The sequence below is a fragment of the Vreelandella mediterranea genome, assembly GCF_970647075.1.
In genome coordinates this window covers 2,828,526-2,845,809 of sequence record NZ_OZ310198.1, presented here as the reverse complement: position 1 = coordinate 2,845,809, position 17,284 = coordinate 2,828,526, and the positions used below count along the sequence as shown (strand labels likewise).

Sequence of the window (17,284 nt, the reverse complement as noted above, 5' to 3'; positions counted from 1 at the left end):
TTACTCGCTGCGCTCCTGATTTTCCGGTGAGCAAGGCGTTAGAATAAAGAAATTGGAATTTACTTTTAAATCGGATATTTATAATGGAAATAAATTATATTTTAATTATCACAGCTGCTTTCTTTGTAGTTGCTAGCCCTGGCCCAGCCACTTTATCAATTACAGGGACATCTATGAACCGAGGTCGTTTACATGGAGCAACTCTGGCAGCTGGTATTTTAACTGGGTCTTTATTCTGGTCGTGTTCTGCAGCATTTGGCCTTAGCGCTATTATGTACACAAATGCATGGTTGTTTGAACTTGTAAGGTATATTGGAGCATGTTATTTAATATTTTTAGCCTACAGGGCAGCTCGCTCAGCAATTAGCCAAAAAGACATGGAAATAAATAGTATTCAACACTCTAGTTCAATGAAGACATATTTTCGAGGTGTTGCAATTCATTTAACTAATCCAAAAGCAATTTTATTTTATGGGTCACTATACGCCATAGGCATACCAGCAAATACAGCTCCAGAGGACCTATTTAAAGTAATAGGTGTTGTTGGCTTAGAAAGCCTAATAATTTTCCAGTGTTACGCATACGTATTTTCAATATCTAAAGTTCGCAGAGTATATTTAAAGCTTCGTCGATGGTTTGAAGCATTTTTTGCCATTATATTTGGCGTCGCTGGTTTTAAAATATTAACAGCTAAGCTCGATACTTAGTAATTCTAACAAGTGTGTCAAATCGACGCATTTACGCTGCGCTTCAATGCGCAATTTACACAAGCGTTAAATTCAATCAAAGATAAAGGTGAAGATGAGCCCCGAATGGATCGCTATTACAATTTCTGGAACGGCCACATTTGCCGCTTTCGCAGTTCCAATTGGTTTGCACATCTCCGGTGTGAAAAGAGATGCTGCCAAGCGATCTAGGCGAGCAGAGAACATCTCAACGATGGTGATTTCGGAGCTGGCCGGGTTAGTTCCGTCGCTGAAAGCAGTTTTTCAATGCAAGGGCGTTGTCGAATCAGCTGAGAACGTTGAAAGACTTGAACCCTTAAAAAGCAGGCTAGACCTCAGAGGGACACCTATTATTGATTCTGCGATCGATTGGATCGATGACATGGATCATCCAAGTTCAGCAAAATTTTCTGAGGTATATGCTCAGGTAAGTCAAGCCAGAGAGGCGTTGAGAGAGGTCTATTCAACAGAAAGTATTCATGTTGCGCAGTACCGCTACAAGCGATTGGAAGAGCTAACGAAATGTTTGCTTTCTTCTATAAAGAAACTTGTGAAATCGACCTCTCACCTCAATCCGGAGTTGTCGGAAATGTTCATTGCTGAGTTGGACGCCGAGCTGAATAGGTTTGTCATTCATGACACGCGAAAGGAATAAACACGCCCTCTCCAAGTCAGTCTAGTATGGAATTTAACCAGTCATTCAAGTTCGTTCCGGCCTTCGGCCTACACCGGACGCCCTAGTCGGGCGCCGCTTAATATTGGCGTTATACATATGGACCCTAAGAAACTTTTTATCGACGACCGTATGAAGGGGATTTGCGCCTATTGCGGCGGCGTGCCAAATTCGCGTGACCACGTACCGTCAAAGGTTTTGTTGGATGAGCCGTATCCTGAGAACTTGCCCGTCGCGGAATCCTGCACCTCTTGCAACCAAAGATTCTCGGCGGCTGAAGAATACCTTGCCTGCCTTATCGAGTGCGTGACTCATGGTACGACCATTCCTCATGATGGTTTTAGGCCAAAAATAGCTGCGACGCTCAAGGCCAGACCCTCTCTTGCAAGTAAAATTGAGAGTGGAAAGCAAGTTGATGGGAATGGAAACCTGATATGGCAGCCGGAAGGAGAGCGCGTTAGCGAGGTGGTGCTAAAGCTTGCCCGTGGTCATATTGCCAATGAACTAGGTATTCGACGTGTTGAGAATCCTGAGTTTATAGATATTTATCCGTTGCTTGCCATGCCAGAAGATCATTTAGAGATGTTTTTTTCGTTACCATCAAGTCATTTCTACCCAGAGATTGGTAGTCGAGCATTTGTAAATATATGGTCTGGCAAGCCTAGCGCTTTTGAGAATTGGTTAGTTATGCAGGAAAGTCGATATCAGTATGCCATCGGTCTGTCCGAGGGGGATTGGGTCAAGATAGTTATAAATGATTACTTAGCTTGCCATGTCGCATGGGACTGAGAATGTATAACAATCGCAGGTACAGCGACGGCTTTTTCATTCCGGCTGCGCCTCCACTACAAAGCCGCGCGTGCTGCGGCCGTTATGAGCTTCAATGTAGGTGGAAATATTGAACTTTATAAGTAGGTACATTTTAAAGTCCTTGCTGGGTAAGCCAGCTCCTGACAGAATACCCAGGAGCGGAGAAAAGCGCTTTCGGTTGACTGCAACGTTGTCTACTTCCGCTCGCCAAACAAAAGCTGGACGCTACTTTGTGATGAAGTTCTTCCTGAAGGGGTTACCGGAAAATACTGGTCCGATGGTGAGGAGATTGGGCGCGTATCAATTCCCTTCCGCCTGATGGGCAACTATGAATTAGATATTACCCATTTTTATGGACGCCATGACCTTCGTTATGGGTCTATTGCTCAATATTTATGGGAGGGTATAGTTCCTGTTGATAAAACAAAGATCCTGATTGGAAAAGGAAGTCAGTTTCTTTTTAATAAGAAAGAGCTTGTACGGTCGGAGCGAATAGAAGTTCTCAAAATCATTCTAGAAAAAGAGCTTGATCAAAGGCAGTATGAAATTAGCTCGGTAGCACTTTCGTCACTACTTTACACAGCAAAATGGTTTTTTCACCCTGACAAGTCGCGCCAACTAAGATATAACGATTTATTGTTGTCTTCACTTCATGACAGTGGCGACCTTGAGAAAACTCAGTACGGCTTCAGGCTGTCTTCCAAAGCATTGGTTACCATTGCTCAGTACGAAGAAGACCAGAAAAAGCATCGCGAGAATATCTCTCAAGCAAAGTCAATGAAGTGGCTAACCTTTGCATTAATATTCGTTGGCCTCATTCAGGCTTTAGTAACCTTTTAGGGGCAGAATGCGGGCTCATAACAAAGCCAGGCACAGCGACGGCTTTTTCGTTGTGGCTACGCCTCCACTACAAAGCCGCGCGTGCTGGCGGCGTTAGCTGTCAGATCCCCAGAGCTTGCCAGACCTCGGCGCGTTGCAACAATAGAATACCATTCCAGAACGCTTCAACTTGTCTTGTGGTGTCCCTTTACTTGATTTGAGTGAAGTCAGGGTCAAAGATCAGCGACTGATGCGCCGCGCCGCCGGCTTTGACGCCCGCTGCTGCAGCAAGGGTCGCGTTTGGCATAGGGCTTGCGAGGTCACCGGCGGCGAAAACGCCTGGTACCGTCGTTGTATGCGTCTCGTTGACGTCGAGATATGGGCCGGTCGGCCCATCCTTTGTCGCGCAGCCCAGTTGTTCTGCTATATCGCTGGCAAGGGTGGTTCGGGTGGCAAGAAACAACCCCGCCAGCGGGATTTCACGCCCGTCGGCAAGCTTTGCGGCGGTGAGCGTGGGCGCTAGTCCGAGCAGGCCCGTAATCGGCGTTGTCTCGATTTTTACACCACGTGCGGAAAGTGCCTGATGTTGTTCCGGCGTCGGCGTGATGGCGCCTTGAGTAAATAATGTTGTTGGGCCCCAATCGGGAAGCAGCATCGCCTGGTGTATCGCTATGTCGTTTCTCGCCAACACTCCCACAGGTTGTTGGTTCAATTCGTAACCGTGGCAATACGGACAGTGCAGCACCGTCGCCCCCCAGCGTTCTGATAGGCCCGGTAGGTCGGGCAGCGTGTCTCGAACACCATAAGCCAGAATCAGTCGGCGCGACACGATATCGCCTGCCTCCCTCAGCGAGACCCTGAACCCGCCATCCTGTTGATATGCCGCCACGGCCTCGTCATCCAGGAAGCTTACGGTTGGATACGCGCCTAGCTCGTTGCGCAACGCCTCCTTGATCTGTGCCGGGCGTCGGCCGTCTTGGCCCGGGAACCCGTGCGATGACATTGCAAATCGATTGCGCGGCGCGCCGTTGTCGATAATTAATACGCTGCGGCGGGCGCGGGCCAGTTGCATGGCCGCCGACAACCCCGCAAAGCTGCCCCCGATGATGATCACCTCATGATCCATGATAATCCCTGCCTTTATGCTTTACGAAACATATAGAGTTACATGGAGTGGGGGTCAAGGCAATACACGAAACTTTATTTATTACGTGATGCCTGTTAGGGTCCTGGCTTTACAGATTGCGAACTTGAAATGGATACCACCTATGCCACGCGATCTTCGCATGTCCCGCTTATTGCACGTGCTTATTCACATGGACCGCCATGTGCATCGCGCGACGTCGGATGATATATCCAGGATGATCGCTACCAACCCCGTGGTGGTGCGCCGGATGATGAGTGGGCTGCGTGAGCGCGGGATTGTCACGTCGGAGAAGGGGCATGGTGGTGGCTGGAAACTGGTACAGCCGCTTTCCGAGATCACGTTGGGCACCGTTTATGAAGCGGCAGGTGCGCCGTCTATATTCAATATCGGACCCAAGGCCGAGTCGGCCGAATGCCTGGTCGAACAGGCGGTGGATGCCCAGTTGAACACCACGCTACAGGCAGCTGAAGCGAGCCTACTAGCGCAGTTCTCGAAGATAAGCGTTGAAGACTTGGCAAAGGATTTCGAGCGCCGCACTGCCGAACAACAGCAGACATCATGACGCGTCTATGACACCTGTTCCTATACCGGAACTGCCCGTGGGGCGGGGCCGCAAGACCGCTGCGATCTCGGTTGTGCCCGCCTGGCCAGCACCTTATGTGCGTTTGGGGAAAAAATGAAAAAGTGGCTATTGATAGTGCTTGCTTCGCTGTCGCTGTCCGCCGTGGCGGACGACGAGGCGCTTGATTGCAATAACATAATGAACACGCTCGAGACCAATCGGTGCGCGGCTATCGAGTTAGAGGCCGCCGAAGACGTACTCACCCGCTATCTGGAAACGAGCGTTGAACATAACGCGGCTGATCCTGAGCTAGTCGATGCTATCAGGGTGGCTCAAAAGCAGTGGCAGGCGTATGCCGCTGCCCATTGCGGCGCTGTCTATACGCAGTGGCGCGAGGGGAGCATTCGGAACGTCATGGGCATTACGTGCAGTACCCGTTTAACGAAACAGCGAACGCACGACATCTGGCAAGACTTCCTGACCTATATGGACAGTACGCCGCCGGTGTTACCGGAACCCTCCGTCGAGTAACGCCTTTATCCTGTACATAACCTCCTGATCAACGCCTTACTCACTTAAGCCTACCTTCGCCATGAAGGCGCGGGCGTCCACTGTCTTGTCCTTCTAACCGATGATCGCACCGAGTAGCGTCGCCTTGACGCCTGCCATGTTGTTGGCATTAGCGCAGGTGGAAGTGCAGGGCTCGAGCCAAGTAGCTATCGCCTCAAAGCCAATCTTCTACTCGAAGCCCGGGTACACGATTAAACTCACGCACGTTATTGGTGACCAGAATCAACCCTCTTGAGCGAGCATGCCCGGCAATCATCTGATCATAGGGGCCGATGGGGGTGCCCGCTTTGGCCAGCTCGCTTCGTAGCTCTCCACTGTGGTAGGCGGCGCCAGGGTCGTAGTCGAGTACTTCCAGTCGGGCTGCGAATCCTTCTATCACACTTAAATTTTTCTCGGGAGAAGCGGATTTCTCCGCACCATACACCAACTCCATGAGTGTCACGGTACTGATGCAAATCTGCTCGCTATGCTGATTAAAGGTCTCGCGAACATGAGCCGGTTTATGTTTGATGGTAAAAATGCAGATATTCGTATCGAGCATGTACTTAAGCATCAAAACGCCTCACGTTCCTGCTCAACGGGCTGCTCGCGTTCACCCATAAAGTCTGCGGTGACGCTTGGGCCGTCGAACCAGCTGTCCCACGCTTCACCTGCGGGCGTAATCAAGCGCGCGCGACCCACTGCAATCACATCAACACGTGTAACGCCCTCCGGTAGCGCGAGCGATTTAGGCATGCGCACCGCTTGGCTACGATTACTTTTAAACACCGCTGCTTTTTCCATGGCCGCCTCCTTTTCAGTACTGTCGTTACTTGCTATATGCACGTAGCATGATTCCTATAGTTTGATCGAATTATGGGATATGTCAAAGGGATATACATTATGCAAAAAGTGAGAATTGACCTGGTGTCCGACGTCGCCTGCCCGTGGTGCGCCATCGGCTACCGCCGCCTGGAGCAAGCGCTGGAAACCTTGAAGGGTGAGATCGAAGTCGAACTTCACTGGCAGCCCATTGAACTCAACCGGGACATGCCGCCCGAAGGCGAGCCCATTCTGGAGCACCTGTGCCGCAAGTACGGCAAGGATGCGGCCACCATGGAGCAGTCCCAGCGTGAGATCATGGCAGTGGCCGAAGAGCTCGGCTTGAATTTCCGTGGCGCCGTGGAGCGCCGGGCGAATAATACCTTCGATGCGCACCGTGTACTTGCCTGGGCGGCCACGCAGAACCTGGAAACGCCCCTGCAACTGGCCCTGTTCGATACCTACTTTGGTGAGGCGAAAAATCCGGCAGACCCGGAGGTGCTACGCGAGAAGGCGATCGAGGTGGGGCTTGATGGCGACGCCGCCGAGGCCATCGCCCGGTCGGATCAGTATGCGGACGAGGTGCGAGCGGCACAGCAGAAATTCATGGAGGCCGGAGTGAGCGCCGTCCCGGGCTTCATCCTCGACGGCCGCTACCTGATTTCAGGCGCCCAGCCCGCGGATGTGCTGGTCGATGCGCTGCGTCAGGTGGCGGAAGAAAATGCTAACCGCTAATGTATATCGACCAGCCGGGCTTTGCTTGACCATGTAGGCGCGGACAGGGCGATAGTGTTGAAGGCGATCTTTTCACGCAAAGCCAGAGCGTGATTGACGCCCGGTAAGGCGGTAAAGTCGCTGTTAATTAAAGAGCCCACCGCATCGCCGCTGCGCTAACGATAAAAGGCCATTGGGAGTCCCGTTATGTTCGAGTACACCGTCCTCCACTGGATGAGCTTCTTATCGGCAGCGGTACTTTTGAATCTCTCGCCCGGGCCGGATATCGCGTTCATTCTGGGGCAGACGCTGCGCAACGGCCGCCGGCAGGGGCTGGCGGCCATGTTGGGTATCTGGACGGGGGCCGGGGTGCATGTGGTGATGGCAGCCGCCGGGCTTTCGGCCATACTGGCCACGTCTGCGCTGGCGTTTTCCATCGTCAAATGGCTGGGCGCTGCTTATCTGATATGGCTCGGTATCAAGATGCTGCTGTCGCGGGGTGATTCTTTTGTCTCCGGTGAACATTCCAACAAACCAGGTAGTCGCTCTGTCTATTGGCAAGGCGTGCTGGTCTCCGCGCTTAACCCCAAAGTCGCCATTTTCTTTCTCGCCTTTTTGCCTCAGTTCGTGGTGCCCGGTGCTGGGTCTACTGGTGCGCAGTTGTTTCTCCACGGCACTCTTATCATCGTGGTTGCAGCATTCATTGAGACACCGTTGGTATTGGCCGGGGCGCGGCTGGGGGCTTTTTTAAAGCAAAACCGGCAGGTGGGGCTTTGGCTGGATCGAGGGCTCGGGGCTTTGTTCGTTGCATTGGGCGTAAGGCTTGCCGCTAGCACCCGGTAGCTTCAAATGTGCCGAACATCGGCTTTGAGATTGAAGGCGAGTCGGTCGCGTTTGCCTTTAGGGGCGGCGAGTATGTGAACGCCTACCATATGGCGCGTCTTGCGGATAAGGGATGACGGATAGTCAAAAGATAACCCACATGACATTACGAGCAGCAGAGCAAACAGATCTCGCAAAGGTTTTAACCTGGCCCACCACGGAGCAAGCATTTCTTATGTGGGCGGGGCCAGCAGTGCGTTACCCGGCAACGCCCGCCAGCGCGTGGGCTGATATCGAGGCCTCCGAGCAAAACGCTTACGTCCTTCTGGGTGTTGAAGGCCAACTGGTGGCGTTTGGTCAAATGCTGCAACGTGAAGGCGGCGTTATCCACTTGGCGCGGCTGGTGGTCGATCCGGCTTTGAGGGGGCAGGGCGTGGGTAGAGCGCTTTGCGTGGCGCTGATGGAAGAGGCCGCATCAAAGCAACAGGTCAGTGCGTTTACGCTCAAGGTCTTTGAGTCGAACAAACCTGCTTTCCATCTGTATCAGTCGTTGGGTTTCGAGTTCAACGGCAGAGCGGAGTCCGGCGCGGTGGCCATGATCAAACGAGCAGCGCGCGGTTGATGAGAGGATAAAAGCGGAGCGCCGAAGCGCCCCGCTTTTTAAGCCTTACTCGCTCAGGCCCACCTTCTCCATAAACGCGCGCGCATGCACATCCACCGCCTTGATGGCGCTGACGACCTGCTGCGGCGTGAGTTCGTACGCCAGGTTGTGGCTCGATTCGCCTTCTTTCAGCGCAGCCTCGGCTACGCGGAACAAATCGTCGTCGCTGGCCTCGTCGAGCTTGAGCGCCTTCAGCGTAACCGGCAGGCCCAGCGCCAGGTACAGGTCCAGGTACTCTTCCAGTTCTGCCTGCGGGGTCTGGTCGAGAATCAACTGAGCCATGGTGCCGTAGGCGACTTTTTCGCCGTGGGTCAGGTCGTGGATCTCGCCGTGCAGGGCGGTAAAACCGTTGTGAATGGCGTGGGCGCCTGCCAGGCCGCCGCTCTCAAAACCGAGCCCGCTGAGCAGGGTGTTGGCTTCGACCACGGCCTCGAACGAGGGCGTGACGATCTGCGCCTGGTTGGCCTGGTAGGCGAGCATGGCGTGCTCGAAGAGGATCTCTTCGCACTTCTCGCCAATGGTCGCGCCCAGAAGCGTGGACTTGCCGCCGGCCATGTTGTTGGCATTGGCACGAATGGCGGCGCGGGCTTCGACCCAGGTGGCCAGCGCATCGGCAATGCCTGAGGCCAGAAAGCGCGGCGGCGCCTTACAGATGATGCCGGTATCCACCAGCACCAGGTTGGGGTTTTTGTCGTAGAAGCGGTAGGAGTCGAATTCACCTTCATCGTTGTAGATGACCGAGAGCGCACTGGTCGGCGCATCGGTGGACGCCGTGGTCGGCAATACGGCACAAGCGGCTTTGAGCTCATCGGCCACGCCCTTGGCGGTGTCGATCGTCTTGCCGCCGCCGAAGCCGATGACGACCTGCGCTTGTTGCTGGCGGCCCAGCTCACTGATCCGCTCGATCTCGCGCGTAGATGCTTCGCCTTCGAACACGACGCGCTCGAAACTCACGCCTTCGTTTTCCAGGCTCTCGCTTAATTGCTTACCGGCAATTTTCCAGACCACGTCGTCGGCGATGAGTAGGGCTTTTTTGCCCAGTGCCGAGACGTAGTGACCGGCGCGGGCCGTCACACCTTCACCCTGAACGTAGCGGGCCGGGCTGATGAAGACTTTCTCGTTGGTCGCTTCCATGGCAAATAGTCCTGTACGTAGAGTGAGTTGCATGATCAGTGTAATCGTCTGTGACAGTGATGTACCCACTTCGTTTCGATTCAAAACCGATAGATTGACGCGGGTCATTTCATGGCGAATGGGTAAGCTCCAGGATAAGCTCGCTTTATTAAGTTTAGGTAAACGACGATGAATAAATACGCACAGATTGCACGAAAGGCGGTCGATCAATATCGCTCCGGCGCGGCACCCAAAAAAAGCATAACCAGCAAATGAACGTCGTGATCTCGCTATGGGAGCGCGGGAACCTGCTGGCTTAACCGCCGTGGTGCTTTGAAAAGAGCCGTTCGACCTCACAATTAGCCGGTAAAAGGTGGCGCTTGGGAAAAAGAAAAGTGGAGGACATTCTATGTTGCTTGGGCTGCCGAGGAAGTGCTGCCTGGGTACTGCCGTGGACGTTTAAAAACATCGTCATTATGTTGCTGCGGTGGGCGCTTTTGGTCGGTGGATTCGGTACGTTAATGCTGCACGTATCCAGTACTCTTTTATATGTTCTGGGGGCGGCGCTTTTATTTACCTTCTTTGACCAGACCAGAAGGTTCTACAGAACACGATTGGTTTGCAAGCGTTGCGGGGCACCTATTGCTGACGAAAAGTTGGCGTGGTCGCGGTACCGGCGTATCCCCGGTTTATTGAACAACATTCCCTGTTGGCGGCGCATTCACGTCGCCATTGATACGGGTATCGTTGCAGGATTGATGCCTGCCAAATGGTTAAGAAAGATCAGAATCTCTCATCACCAGTTCCTGGCGGCGAGCTTTGAGAATAATGACGAAGCAAGAGCGGTTCGCCACCTTGAAGTGCTGGAAACGCTGGAAGGTGAAAGAGGCCTTATCGATCTAGGGTCCAGGTGCTTGGATGGCATAGGGGTGAAGGAGGACCATGAAAGAGCCTATCAATGTTTCGAGAAAGCGGCGGCCTTGAACGGCAAGTGGTTGATGTATGCAGAGTTCAACCTTGGTTGTATGCACATGGCGGGGCAGTTCGTTCCAGTGAACGATGTAAAGGCCGGCCAGTACTTCGAGAAAGCAGCCAATAAAGGACATCCGGCCGCCCAGTATAATTGGGGATTGGCCTTGATCGATGGCTGGGCGGGCTACGAAGATTATGCGGCGGGGGCCGAATGGCTCGAGAAAGCGGCCGCTTCCGGCATACCCGAGGCTCAGGACACCCTGGCAATGTTCGAGAACGCTAACCATCACACGGGCTCACCATGAACCTGCTTTTTCTTGGCACCTCTGCCGGCGTCCCCACCAAGCAGCGAAACGTCTCCGCCGTTGCCCTTTGCGAGCGTAAGGGCAAGGGCTGGTATCTGATCGACTGCGGCGAGGGCACCCAGCAGCAGATCCTTTACACCCGCCTTTCGCTGAATGCGCTGCGCGCTATCTTCATCACCCACGTGCACGGCGACCACTGCTACGGGCTGCCGGGGCTTTTGGCGAGCGCGGCGATGAACGGCCGCCAGGCGCCGCTCACCGTGGTGGCGCCCGCTGGCATCCAGGCGTGGATGAAAGCAACTTTCGAGACCACGTCGCTCTCGCTGCCTTTCGCCGTGACGTTCATGGACGCCGACGCGCTGCCAAACGTCGAGTTCGAGAACATGGCGGTCGCCACCTCACGGCTTTCTCATGGGGTGGCCTCGTATGCCTATGGCTTTACCGAAAAGCCCAAGCAGGATTTGAACGTCGAAGCATTAACCGCGCGGGGCATTCCGCGCGGCCCGCTGTGGGGCCAAATTCAGCAGGGCGTGGATATCGAGTGGGGCGGCGAGACGCTGAAAAGCGCAGATTATCGAGTCTTCAAAAACCCGCCCGGCAAGATAGTGATTGCCGGTGACAACGACAGCCCCGAGCTTCTCACAAAAGCGTGCGCGGATGCTCAGGTGCTGGTGCACGAAGCCACCTACACTGCCGCGATGGCCGAAAAGGCGGCCGAGGTAGGGCACAGCTATGCACAACAGGTGGCTGCGTTGGCCGAGGCGGCGGCGCTGCCTAATTTGGTGCTGACGCACTTTAGCCCGCGCTACCAGTCGCATACGCAAGGCTCGTCTTCGATCGAGGAGATCCGCGAGGAGGCCAGGCGCGCCTATTCGGGCACGCTTTATCTGGCGCGGGATTTCGCCGAGTTCAGTTTGGATAAGGAAGGCGTGCTATCGCAGCACGGTCAGTCTTGACGATGTTCACCCGTTCGATTTCGAGGTGACCTAAACAGCGCTGGCGCTCAATCAAGCGCCAGCGAGTCAAGCTAAAACCCGTGGCTATCGCTAGCGTCCGTGTTATCGCCGTTTGAACGGATTCAACCCATTGGCCTGCATCATCATCATGCGCTTGGCAAAAGGCAGGCGCTCGGCCAGGTGCAGGCTAAAATCGCCCAGCTGGCGCAGCGGCTTGGCGCCGGTGAATAGGTGGTGGAAGCTGTCTGTGGCGGCAATCATCGCCTGGTTGGCCAAGCGGCGCTGCCACTCGTAGCGCTTGAGCGCGGCGCTGTCACCGGCATCGGTATGGCCCAGAATCAGCTCGGCCAGGGCGTCGGCGTCGTGCAGGCCAATGTTGAGCCCCTGACCTGCCAGCGGGTGTACCACGTGGGCGGCGTCGCCCATTAGCGCCAGGCGTTTGGCGGTGTAGCTTCTGGCGTGCTGGCGTTTGATGGGGAAGCTTGCATGGGCGACCACGCGGGTAATGCCGCCCAGCCGCTTGGGGTACGCCGCTTCAATGGCGGTTTTAAGAGCGTCGTCGTCCATGGCTTCGCGGGCTTGGGTGGCGCCTTCCTGGTCGTACCACACAAGGGAGGCGCGGTGGCCGGGCAGCGGCAGCATGGCAAGGGGCCCGGTGGGCGTGAAGCACTGCCAGCTCACATCCTGCTGGGGTAGTACCGTCTCCACGTTGATGATCATCGCGCGCTGGTGGTAGTCGTGGGTGGCGATCTCGATACCGGCCAGCTCACGAAGTTTGGAGTTCGCGCCGTCGGCACCGACCACCAGTTCGGCGCTGAGCGTCTGGCCGTTATCCAGCTCCACCAAGCGGGTGCTTCCGCTTGCGTAGGTCGCCACCAGCGTGGTTTCGGTATAAAGCGTCACGCAGGCCATGCTTTCCAGGCGCTGCCACAAGGCGTGCTGAAGCGCGATGTTCTCGATGAACAGGCCAAAGCGCTCCATATCGCTGTCCTCGGCCGAAAACAGGCTGTGCCCGGCGCCTTCCTGGTTCCACACTTCGATATGGCGAAACGACGAGGTGCGCTCTAGCGGAAGGTTAGTGTGGCTTGCCTCGATGAAGCCGAGCGAGCGTTTGTTCAGCGACGAGATACGCAGGTCATAGTCGCCCTCGGGGGCCTTGGGGGGCGTGCTGTGTTCGATCAGCGCCACGCGGCGGCCGGCTTGCCCCAGCCGCGCGGCCAGTGCCGCGCCCACCATGCCGCCGCCAATGATGATGATATCGTGATCTCGCTGCATGAAAGGGCTCCTTGTTAGGCCGGGGCGGGCACGTTGTATGCACCGCCACTGTCTTACAGTATCGTTGAGATGTTAACCGCTTTCCTGGGGTGAAGTATTGACGCAGATAAAAAACCTGACTGAAGTCGAGCAGGCGGGCGAGGAATTGGCGGCGTTCATACTTCGCCACCCGCGGCTTTTCATTATTACCGGTGCCGGGGTCAGCACCGATAGCGGCATTCCCGATTACCGCGATGCCAACGGCCAGTGGAAACGCTCGCCGCCGGTGCAGCACGGTGACTTCATGGGAAGTGCCAGTGTGCGCAAGCGTTACTGGGCGCGGGCGCTGATCGGCTTCAAGGCGCTGGGCAGCGCCCAAGTGGGGGGCTCGCACCGGGTTCTGGCCGCACTCGAAGCCAAGGGCATGGTGGAGATGCTGGTGACGCAAAACGTCGACCGGCTTCATCAGCGGGCGGGCTCGAAGCGCGTGGTCGACCTGCACGGCCGGGCGGATACGGTGAGCTGTATGCGCTGCGGTTACAGCATCATGCGCTACGCCATGCACGCGGAAATGGCGCGCATGAATCCCCGCTTTGCGGCAATGGATGCCGCCCACGCCCCGGACGGCGACGCGGATCTGGAAACCGATTTCTCGAGCTTCAAGGTGTACGACTGCCCACGCTGTAGCGGGATATTGAAGCCCGACGTGGTCTATTACGGTGATGTGGTGCCCATGGCGCGCCGGCTCGAAGCCGAGGCGGCGCTGGCCCGCTCCAGTGCGGTGCTGGCCGTGGGTACCTCGTTGATGGTGTTCTCCGGCTACCGCTTCTGCCGCGAGGCCCACGCCCGGGGCCTGCCGGTGGCGTCACTTTCGCTGGGCGTGACCCGGGCCGATCACCTGCTCACCCACCAGTGGCGCGCGCCGCTCACCCCGGTACTGGCTCACGCGTTGACCTGCCTGGAGCAAGCGGGCACTAACGCGCTTTAGAGACCCAGGGGTTATCCGCCACCCAAAGCCGCCAGGGCGCGTCGCGATCCGCCGGGGCGGCGTAGTCGATACCCACACGCGGTCCGCTCGAAATACGCTCAACGGCCTCACCCCGGGCGACCCAAAGCTGTTCCGGCCGGGTCATGTCTTCACCGTAAAGCGATTTGTCGATTTGCAGTGCCCGGGTGAGCTTGCCCGGGCCGTTGCAGAGCGCCTTGCCCTGCATGGGGCGGTAGTAGCGCATGGCCTCTTCGTTGACGGCAGGCTCGACCGCACGCACCAGCACCGCGCAGGGGTTGCCTTCGGGCTGGGTGACGATATTCAAAAGCCAGTGCATGCCGTACACCAGGTACACGTAGGCGTGGCCGGGCGGGCCGAACATCGCCTCGGTGCGCGGCGTTTTGCACCGGTGGGCGTGGCAGGCGGAGTCCGCAGCACCCCGGTACGCTTCGGTTTCCACGATGGTGGCGGCGACCAGCTCATCGCCCACCCGGCGCACCAACTGGCAGCCCAGAAGCTCGCGTGCGACCAGCAGGGTATCGCGGTTATAAAACGGCCGGGGCAGGGGAGTATTGAGCGAGGATTCGGAAATATTAGGAAAACCCATGATATCGCCATAAACTTGAGTCAGGTGCTAGGGTATTACCCCAGCCCGACTATTGAAAGTGGAGGCCTTAGTGCTGAACTTCGATCACGAGTACCAAACGCTTCCCGAGCCACTGTGGCGTGCCTGCGAGCCTTCGGGCGTGGCATCGCCCAGCTTGATCGCCTTTAATGAGGCGCTCGCCGCAACGCTTGGCGCCCGCGCCGTGCCGGATGACGCCACGCTTGCGCAGTGGTTTAGCGGCAACGCTATCCCTGACGGCGCAAGCCCCGTCGCGCTTGGCTACGCCGGGCATCAGTTTGGCAACTTCGTGCCTCAGCTGGGCGATGGCCGCGCGCTGCTGTTGGGCGAGGTGGTGGATAGCGAGGGCAAACGCTGGGATGTCCAGCTCAAGGGCAGCGGGCGAACGCCGTTCTCCCGCGGCGGCGACGGTCGCTCGCCACTTGGGCCGGTGCTGCGCGAATACCTGGTCAGCGAGTTCATGGCCGCTATCGGCGTGCCCACCACCCGGGCACTGGCGGCGGTGGCCGCAGGCGAGCGCGTAGTGCGCCAAATGCCCGAGCCCGGCGCGGTGTTCACTCGGGTCGCCTCGAGCCACGTTCGCGTGGGCACCTTCCAGTTTGCCGCGCGTCAGGACCAGGCCACTTTAAAAGCGCTGGCGGACTACGTCATCAAGCGCCACTACCCCGAGGTCATGACCGAAGACGACCCTTACCTGGCGCTGCTCGAGTGCGTGACCCGCCGTCAGGCCGAGCTCGTCGCCCGCTGGATGAGCGTCGGGTTTATCCACGGCGTGATGAATACCGACAACACCAGTATCAGTGGCGAGACCATCGACTACGGCCCCTGCGCCTTCATGGAGCAGTTCGACCCGAGCAAGGTGTACAGCTCGATCGACGAAGGCGGGCGCTACGCGTTTAGTAACCAGCCCGCGGCGGCCCAGTGGAACCTGGCGCGCTTTGCCGAAACCTTGCTGCCCTTGATGAACGTGCAGGGCGAAGAGGGTGTCGAGCGCGCGGTAGAGGTGATTCGCGGTTTCGACACGCACTTCGATCATGTCCGGCGGCAGTTGCGCATTGCCAAGCTGGGGCTCGAAGAGGATGCGCCGGAGCTCGCCGACACCCTGATGGACGAGCTCGAAACGCTGATGCAGCAAGGGCGCATGGATATGACCGCCACCTTCGATGCGCTGACCCATTACGCCATCGACTTCGACGACGCCAGCCGTGAGGCGCTGTTGGCGCTCTCCCAAACGCCCAAAGCGTTAGACGTATGGCTCGAGACATGGCGGGGCAGCGAACTGGCCGAGCACGCCACGCGTCAGCACACCATGCGCCGTGCCAACCCGGTGGTCATTCCCCGTAACCACCGCGTGAAAGAGGTCATCGACGCCGCCCTTCAGGGGGATTTTGCGCCGTTTCATACACTGCTGGCGGCGGTAACCCACCCGTTCGATGAGTCGTCCAGCGCGCGCCGGCTGGCCGCGCCGGCCACCAGCAGCGAACAGGTACTGCGCACCTTCTGCGGTACCTAGCCGCTACACGCCATGGTATGGCGGGAGCGCGTCATGGCTATGCTATACTGTGATTTTTTACAGTTAAGGCGGTGGCTTTTCACGTGGCGCTGCTTTTCGACACGGAGGTAAGCAGGGGCCCGTGCGCAAGATTATTCACTGTGACTGCGACTGCTTCTACGCAGCGGTCGAAATGCGCGATAACCCGGCGCTTGCGGATATTCCTATCGCCATTGGCGGTTCCGTGGAGCAGCGCGGCGTGGTTGCCACGTGCAACTACCCCGCGCGGGAATACGGCATCCACTCCGCCATGCCCATGGGCCAGGCGCTCAAACGCTGCCCGCACCTCACCATCATTCGTGGCGACATGGCCAAGTACAAGGACGTGGCTCGCCAGGTGTTTGCCATCTACCGCGAGATGACCGAGCTGATCGAACCGCTGTCACTGGACGAGGCGTTTCTGGACGTCTCCCAGGTGACCCAGTTCAAAGGCAGCGCCACGCTGATGGCCCAGGCCATTCGCGAGAAAGTGCGCCGGGAGGTGGGCATTACCGTCTCCGCCGGCGTTGCCCCCAACAAGTTTCTGGCCAAGATCGCCAGCGACTGGAACAAGCCCGATGGCCTGTGCGTGATTCCGCCCGACGACGTCGAGCGCTTCGTCGAGGCGTTGCCGGTCAAAAAGATTCACGGCGTCGGCCCGCGCACGGCGGAAAAAATGGCCAGCCTCGATATCCACACCTGCGCGGACCTGCGCACCCGAGCGCTCACCGAGCTGATCGAGCACTTCGGGCGCTTTGGTAAACGTTTGTTTGATCTAAGCCGCGGCCATGACGAGCGCCCGGTCAAGACCCACCGCGAGCGCAAGTCGATCAGCACCGAACAAACCTACTCCCAGGATTTGCCCACGCTCGAGGCCTGCCGGGGCGAGCTTCCCGAGCTTTTGAGCGATTTGGAGCGGCGCTACGCAAGACTGGACCCGCCCCCGGCGGTGAAGGGGCTAATAGTCAAGGTGAAGTTCAACGACTTTACCCAAACCACGGTCGAGCACGCCGACCCCGCGCCGAACATGGCGCAGTTCGAATCGCTTTTGAACGTTGGCTGGGCCCGCGGGGCGCGCCCGGTTCGCCTGCTGGGGGTGGGCTACCGTTTGGCCGACGGCGCCCCGGACACCCAGCTTTCGCTGTTTTAAGGGCCCCAAGGGCTTGGCCTTGACGCCGGTTCAGGCTTTGATTAAAACAGCTGTATGACCGATAGCGGCCTAATGGCTGCTGCGCC

Annotated in this window: 20 protein-coding genes; 14 read left to right on the top strand and 6 right to left on the bottom strand. The window is 57.1% G+C overall.

The window, feature by feature from the left end; all coding sequences use genetic code 11:
* The first annotated feature begins 83 nt into the window (after window positions 1–83).
* From ACWFVE_RS13020 to ACWFVE_RS13005, 4 genes are all read left to right on the top strand, one after another.
* Window positions 84–707: a LysE family translocator gene (locus tag ACWFVE_RS13020; protein WP_447529691.1), complete on the top strand. Its 624-nt coding sequence runs from the start codon at window positions 84–86 to the stop codon at window positions 705–707.
* A 94-nt stretch (window positions 708–801) separates the two neighbouring features.
* On the top strand, window positions 802–1,380 hold the full coding sequence (locus tag ACWFVE_RS13015) for a hypothetical protein (RefSeq protein WP_447529690.1): 579 nt from the start codon (window positions 802–804) through the stop codon (window positions 1,378–1,380).
* Between the two features lie 117 nt (window positions 1,381–1,497).
* Window positions 1,498–2,187, top strand: a complete 690-nt coding sequence (locus tag ACWFVE_RS13010; RefSeq protein ID WP_447529689.1) for a hypothetical protein — start codon at window positions 1,498–1,500, stop codon at window positions 2,185–2,187.
* A gap of 339 nt (window positions 2,188–2,526) precedes the next feature.
* Entirely contained in the window at window positions 2,527–3,048 is a 522-nt protein-coding gene (locus ACWFVE_RS13005; protein ID WP_447529688.1) for a hypothetical protein, read from the top strand.
* A gap of 187 nt (window positions 3,049–3,235) precedes the next feature.
* Here the strand turns inward: ACWFVE_RS13005 and ACWFVE_RS13000 are convergent, their stop codons facing one another.
* The gene (locus ACWFVE_RS13000; protein WP_447529687.1) at window positions 3,236–4,153 is read right to left on the bottom strand and encodes an NAD(P)/FAD-dependent oxidoreductase; all 918 of its coding nucleotides are present in this window, start codon (window positions 4,151–4,153) and stop codon (window positions 3,236–3,238) included.
* Window positions 4,154–4,295: 142 nt separating this feature from the next.
* Between ACWFVE_RS13000 and ACWFVE_RS12995 the strand changes: the two genes are divergently transcribed.
* Both ACWFVE_RS12995 and ACWFVE_RS12990 read left to right on the top strand, forming a co-directional pair.
* Window positions 4,296–4,736: an RrF2 family transcriptional regulator gene (locus ACWFVE_RS12995; protein ID WP_447529686.1), complete on the top strand. Its 441-nt coding sequence runs from the start codon at window positions 4,296–4,298 to the stop codon at window positions 4,734–4,736.
* A 114-nt stretch (window positions 4,737–4,850) separates the two neighbouring features.
* The gene (locus tag ACWFVE_RS12990; RefSeq protein ID WP_447529685.1) at window positions 4,851–5,267 is read left to right on the top strand and encodes a lysozyme inhibitor LprI family protein; all 417 of its coding nucleotides are present in this window, start codon (window positions 4,851–4,853) and stop codon (window positions 5,265–5,267) included.
* Window positions 5,268–5,460: 193 nt separating this feature from the next.
* Here ACWFVE_RS12990 and vapC read toward each other — a convergent pair whose 3' ends face one another.
* Together vapC and vapB are read right to left on the bottom strand one after the other, a co-directional pair.
* Window positions 5,461–5,859 carry a type II toxin-antitoxin system tRNA(fMet)-specific endonuclease VapC gene (gene vapC, locus ACWFVE_RS12985; RefSeq protein ID WP_447529684.1) on the bottom strand — a complete coding sequence of 133 codons (399 nt, stop codon included), beginning with the start codon at window positions 5,857–5,859 and terminating at the stop codon, window positions 5,461–5,463.
* A complete protein-coding gene (gene vapB / locus ACWFVE_RS12980; RefSeq protein WP_447529683.1) occupies window positions 5,859–6,089 on the bottom strand; it encodes a type II toxin-antitoxin system VapB family antitoxin in 231 nt (76 codons plus the stop codon). Before vapB ends, vapC begins: the two co-directional genes overlap by 1 nt.
* A 99-nt stretch (window positions 6,090–6,188) precedes the next feature.
* Between vapB and ACWFVE_RS12975 the strand changes: the two genes are divergently transcribed.
* The 3 genes from ACWFVE_RS12975 (at window position 6,189) to ACWFVE_RS12965 (ending at window position 8,265) form a co-directional block, all read left to right on the top strand.
* Complete coding sequence (locus ACWFVE_RS12975) at window positions 6,189–6,842, top strand: DsbA family oxidoreductase (RefSeq protein ID WP_447529682.1); 654 nt, start codon at window positions 6,189–6,191, stop codon at window positions 6,840–6,842.
* A 186-nt stretch (window positions 6,843–7,028) separates the two neighbouring features.
* The gene (locus ACWFVE_RS12970) at window positions 7,029–7,664 is read left to right on the top strand and encodes a LysE family translocator (protein ID WP_447529681.1); all 636 of its coding nucleotides are present in this window, start codon (window positions 7,029–7,031) and stop codon (window positions 7,662–7,664) included.
* Window positions 7,665–7,776: 112 nt separating this feature from the next.
* Window positions 7,777–8,265 (top strand): GNAT family N-acetyltransferase, encoded by a 489-nt coding sequence (locus ACWFVE_RS12965; protein ID WP_447529680.1) that lies wholly within the window; start codon window positions 7,777–7,779, stop codon window positions 8,263–8,265.
* A 45-nt stretch (window positions 8,266–8,310) separates the two neighbouring features.
* On the opposite strand, the gene ACWFVE_RS12960 is transcribed toward ACWFVE_RS12965, so the two are convergent.
* Entirely contained in the window at window positions 8,311–9,471 is a 1,161-nt protein-coding gene (locus ACWFVE_RS12960) for a glycerol dehydrogenase (RefSeq protein WP_447529679.1), read from the bottom strand.
* Window positions 9,472–9,812: 341 nt separating this feature from the next.
* Here ACWFVE_RS12960 and ACWFVE_RS12955 point away from each other — a divergent pair, with 341 nt between their 5' ends.
* Entirely contained in the window at window positions 9,813–10,694 is an 882-nt protein-coding gene (locus ACWFVE_RS12955; RefSeq protein ID WP_447529678.1) for a tetratricopeptide repeat protein, read from the top strand.
* Entirely contained in the window at window positions 10,691–11,650 is a 960-nt protein-coding gene (locus tag ACWFVE_RS12950) for a ribonuclease Z (RefSeq protein ID WP_447529677.1), read from the top strand. Before ACWFVE_RS12955 ends, ACWFVE_RS12950 begins: the two co-directional genes overlap by 4 nt.
* Before the next feature lie 102 nt (window positions 11,651–11,752).
* Here ACWFVE_RS12950 and ACWFVE_RS12945 read toward each other — a convergent pair whose 3' ends face one another.
* On the bottom strand, window positions 11,753–12,925 hold the full coding sequence (locus tag ACWFVE_RS12945; RefSeq protein WP_447529676.1) for an FAD-dependent monooxygenase: 1,173 nt from the start codon (window positions 12,923–12,925) through the stop codon (window positions 11,753–11,755).
* A gap of 97 nt (window positions 12,926–13,022) precedes the next feature.
* Here ACWFVE_RS12945 and ACWFVE_RS12940 point away from each other — a divergent pair, with 97 nt between their 5' ends.
* Window positions 13,023–13,892: an NAD-dependent protein deacetylase gene (locus tag ACWFVE_RS12940; RefSeq protein ID WP_447529675.1), complete on the top strand. Its 870-nt coding sequence runs from the start codon at window positions 13,023–13,025 to the stop codon at window positions 13,890–13,892.
* Here the strand turns inward: ACWFVE_RS12940 and ACWFVE_RS12935 are convergent.
* Complete coding sequence (locus ACWFVE_RS12935) at window positions 13,879–14,499, bottom strand: DNA-3-methyladenine glycosylase (RefSeq protein ID WP_447529674.1); 621 nt, start codon at window positions 14,497–14,499, stop codon at window positions 13,879–13,881. The two genes, ACWFVE_RS12940 and ACWFVE_RS12935, sit on opposite strands and share 14 nt — an antisense overlap.
* 70 nt (window positions 14,500–14,569) lie before the next feature.
* Between ACWFVE_RS12935 and ACWFVE_RS12930 the strand changes: the two genes are divergently transcribed.
* Window positions 14,570–16,030 carry a protein adenylyltransferase SelO gene (locus ACWFVE_RS12930; protein WP_447529673.1) on the top strand — a complete coding sequence of 487 codons (1,461 nt, stop codon included), beginning with the start codon at window positions 14,570–14,572 and terminating at the stop codon, window positions 16,028–16,030.
* Between the two features lie 121 nt (window positions 16,031–16,151).
* A complete protein-coding gene (gene dinB / locus ACWFVE_RS12925) occupies window positions 16,152–17,198 on the top strand; it encodes a DNA polymerase IV (RefSeq protein WP_447529672.1) in 1,047 nt (348 codons plus the stop codon).
* The last annotated feature ends 86 nt before the right edge of the window (window positions 17,199–17,284 follow it).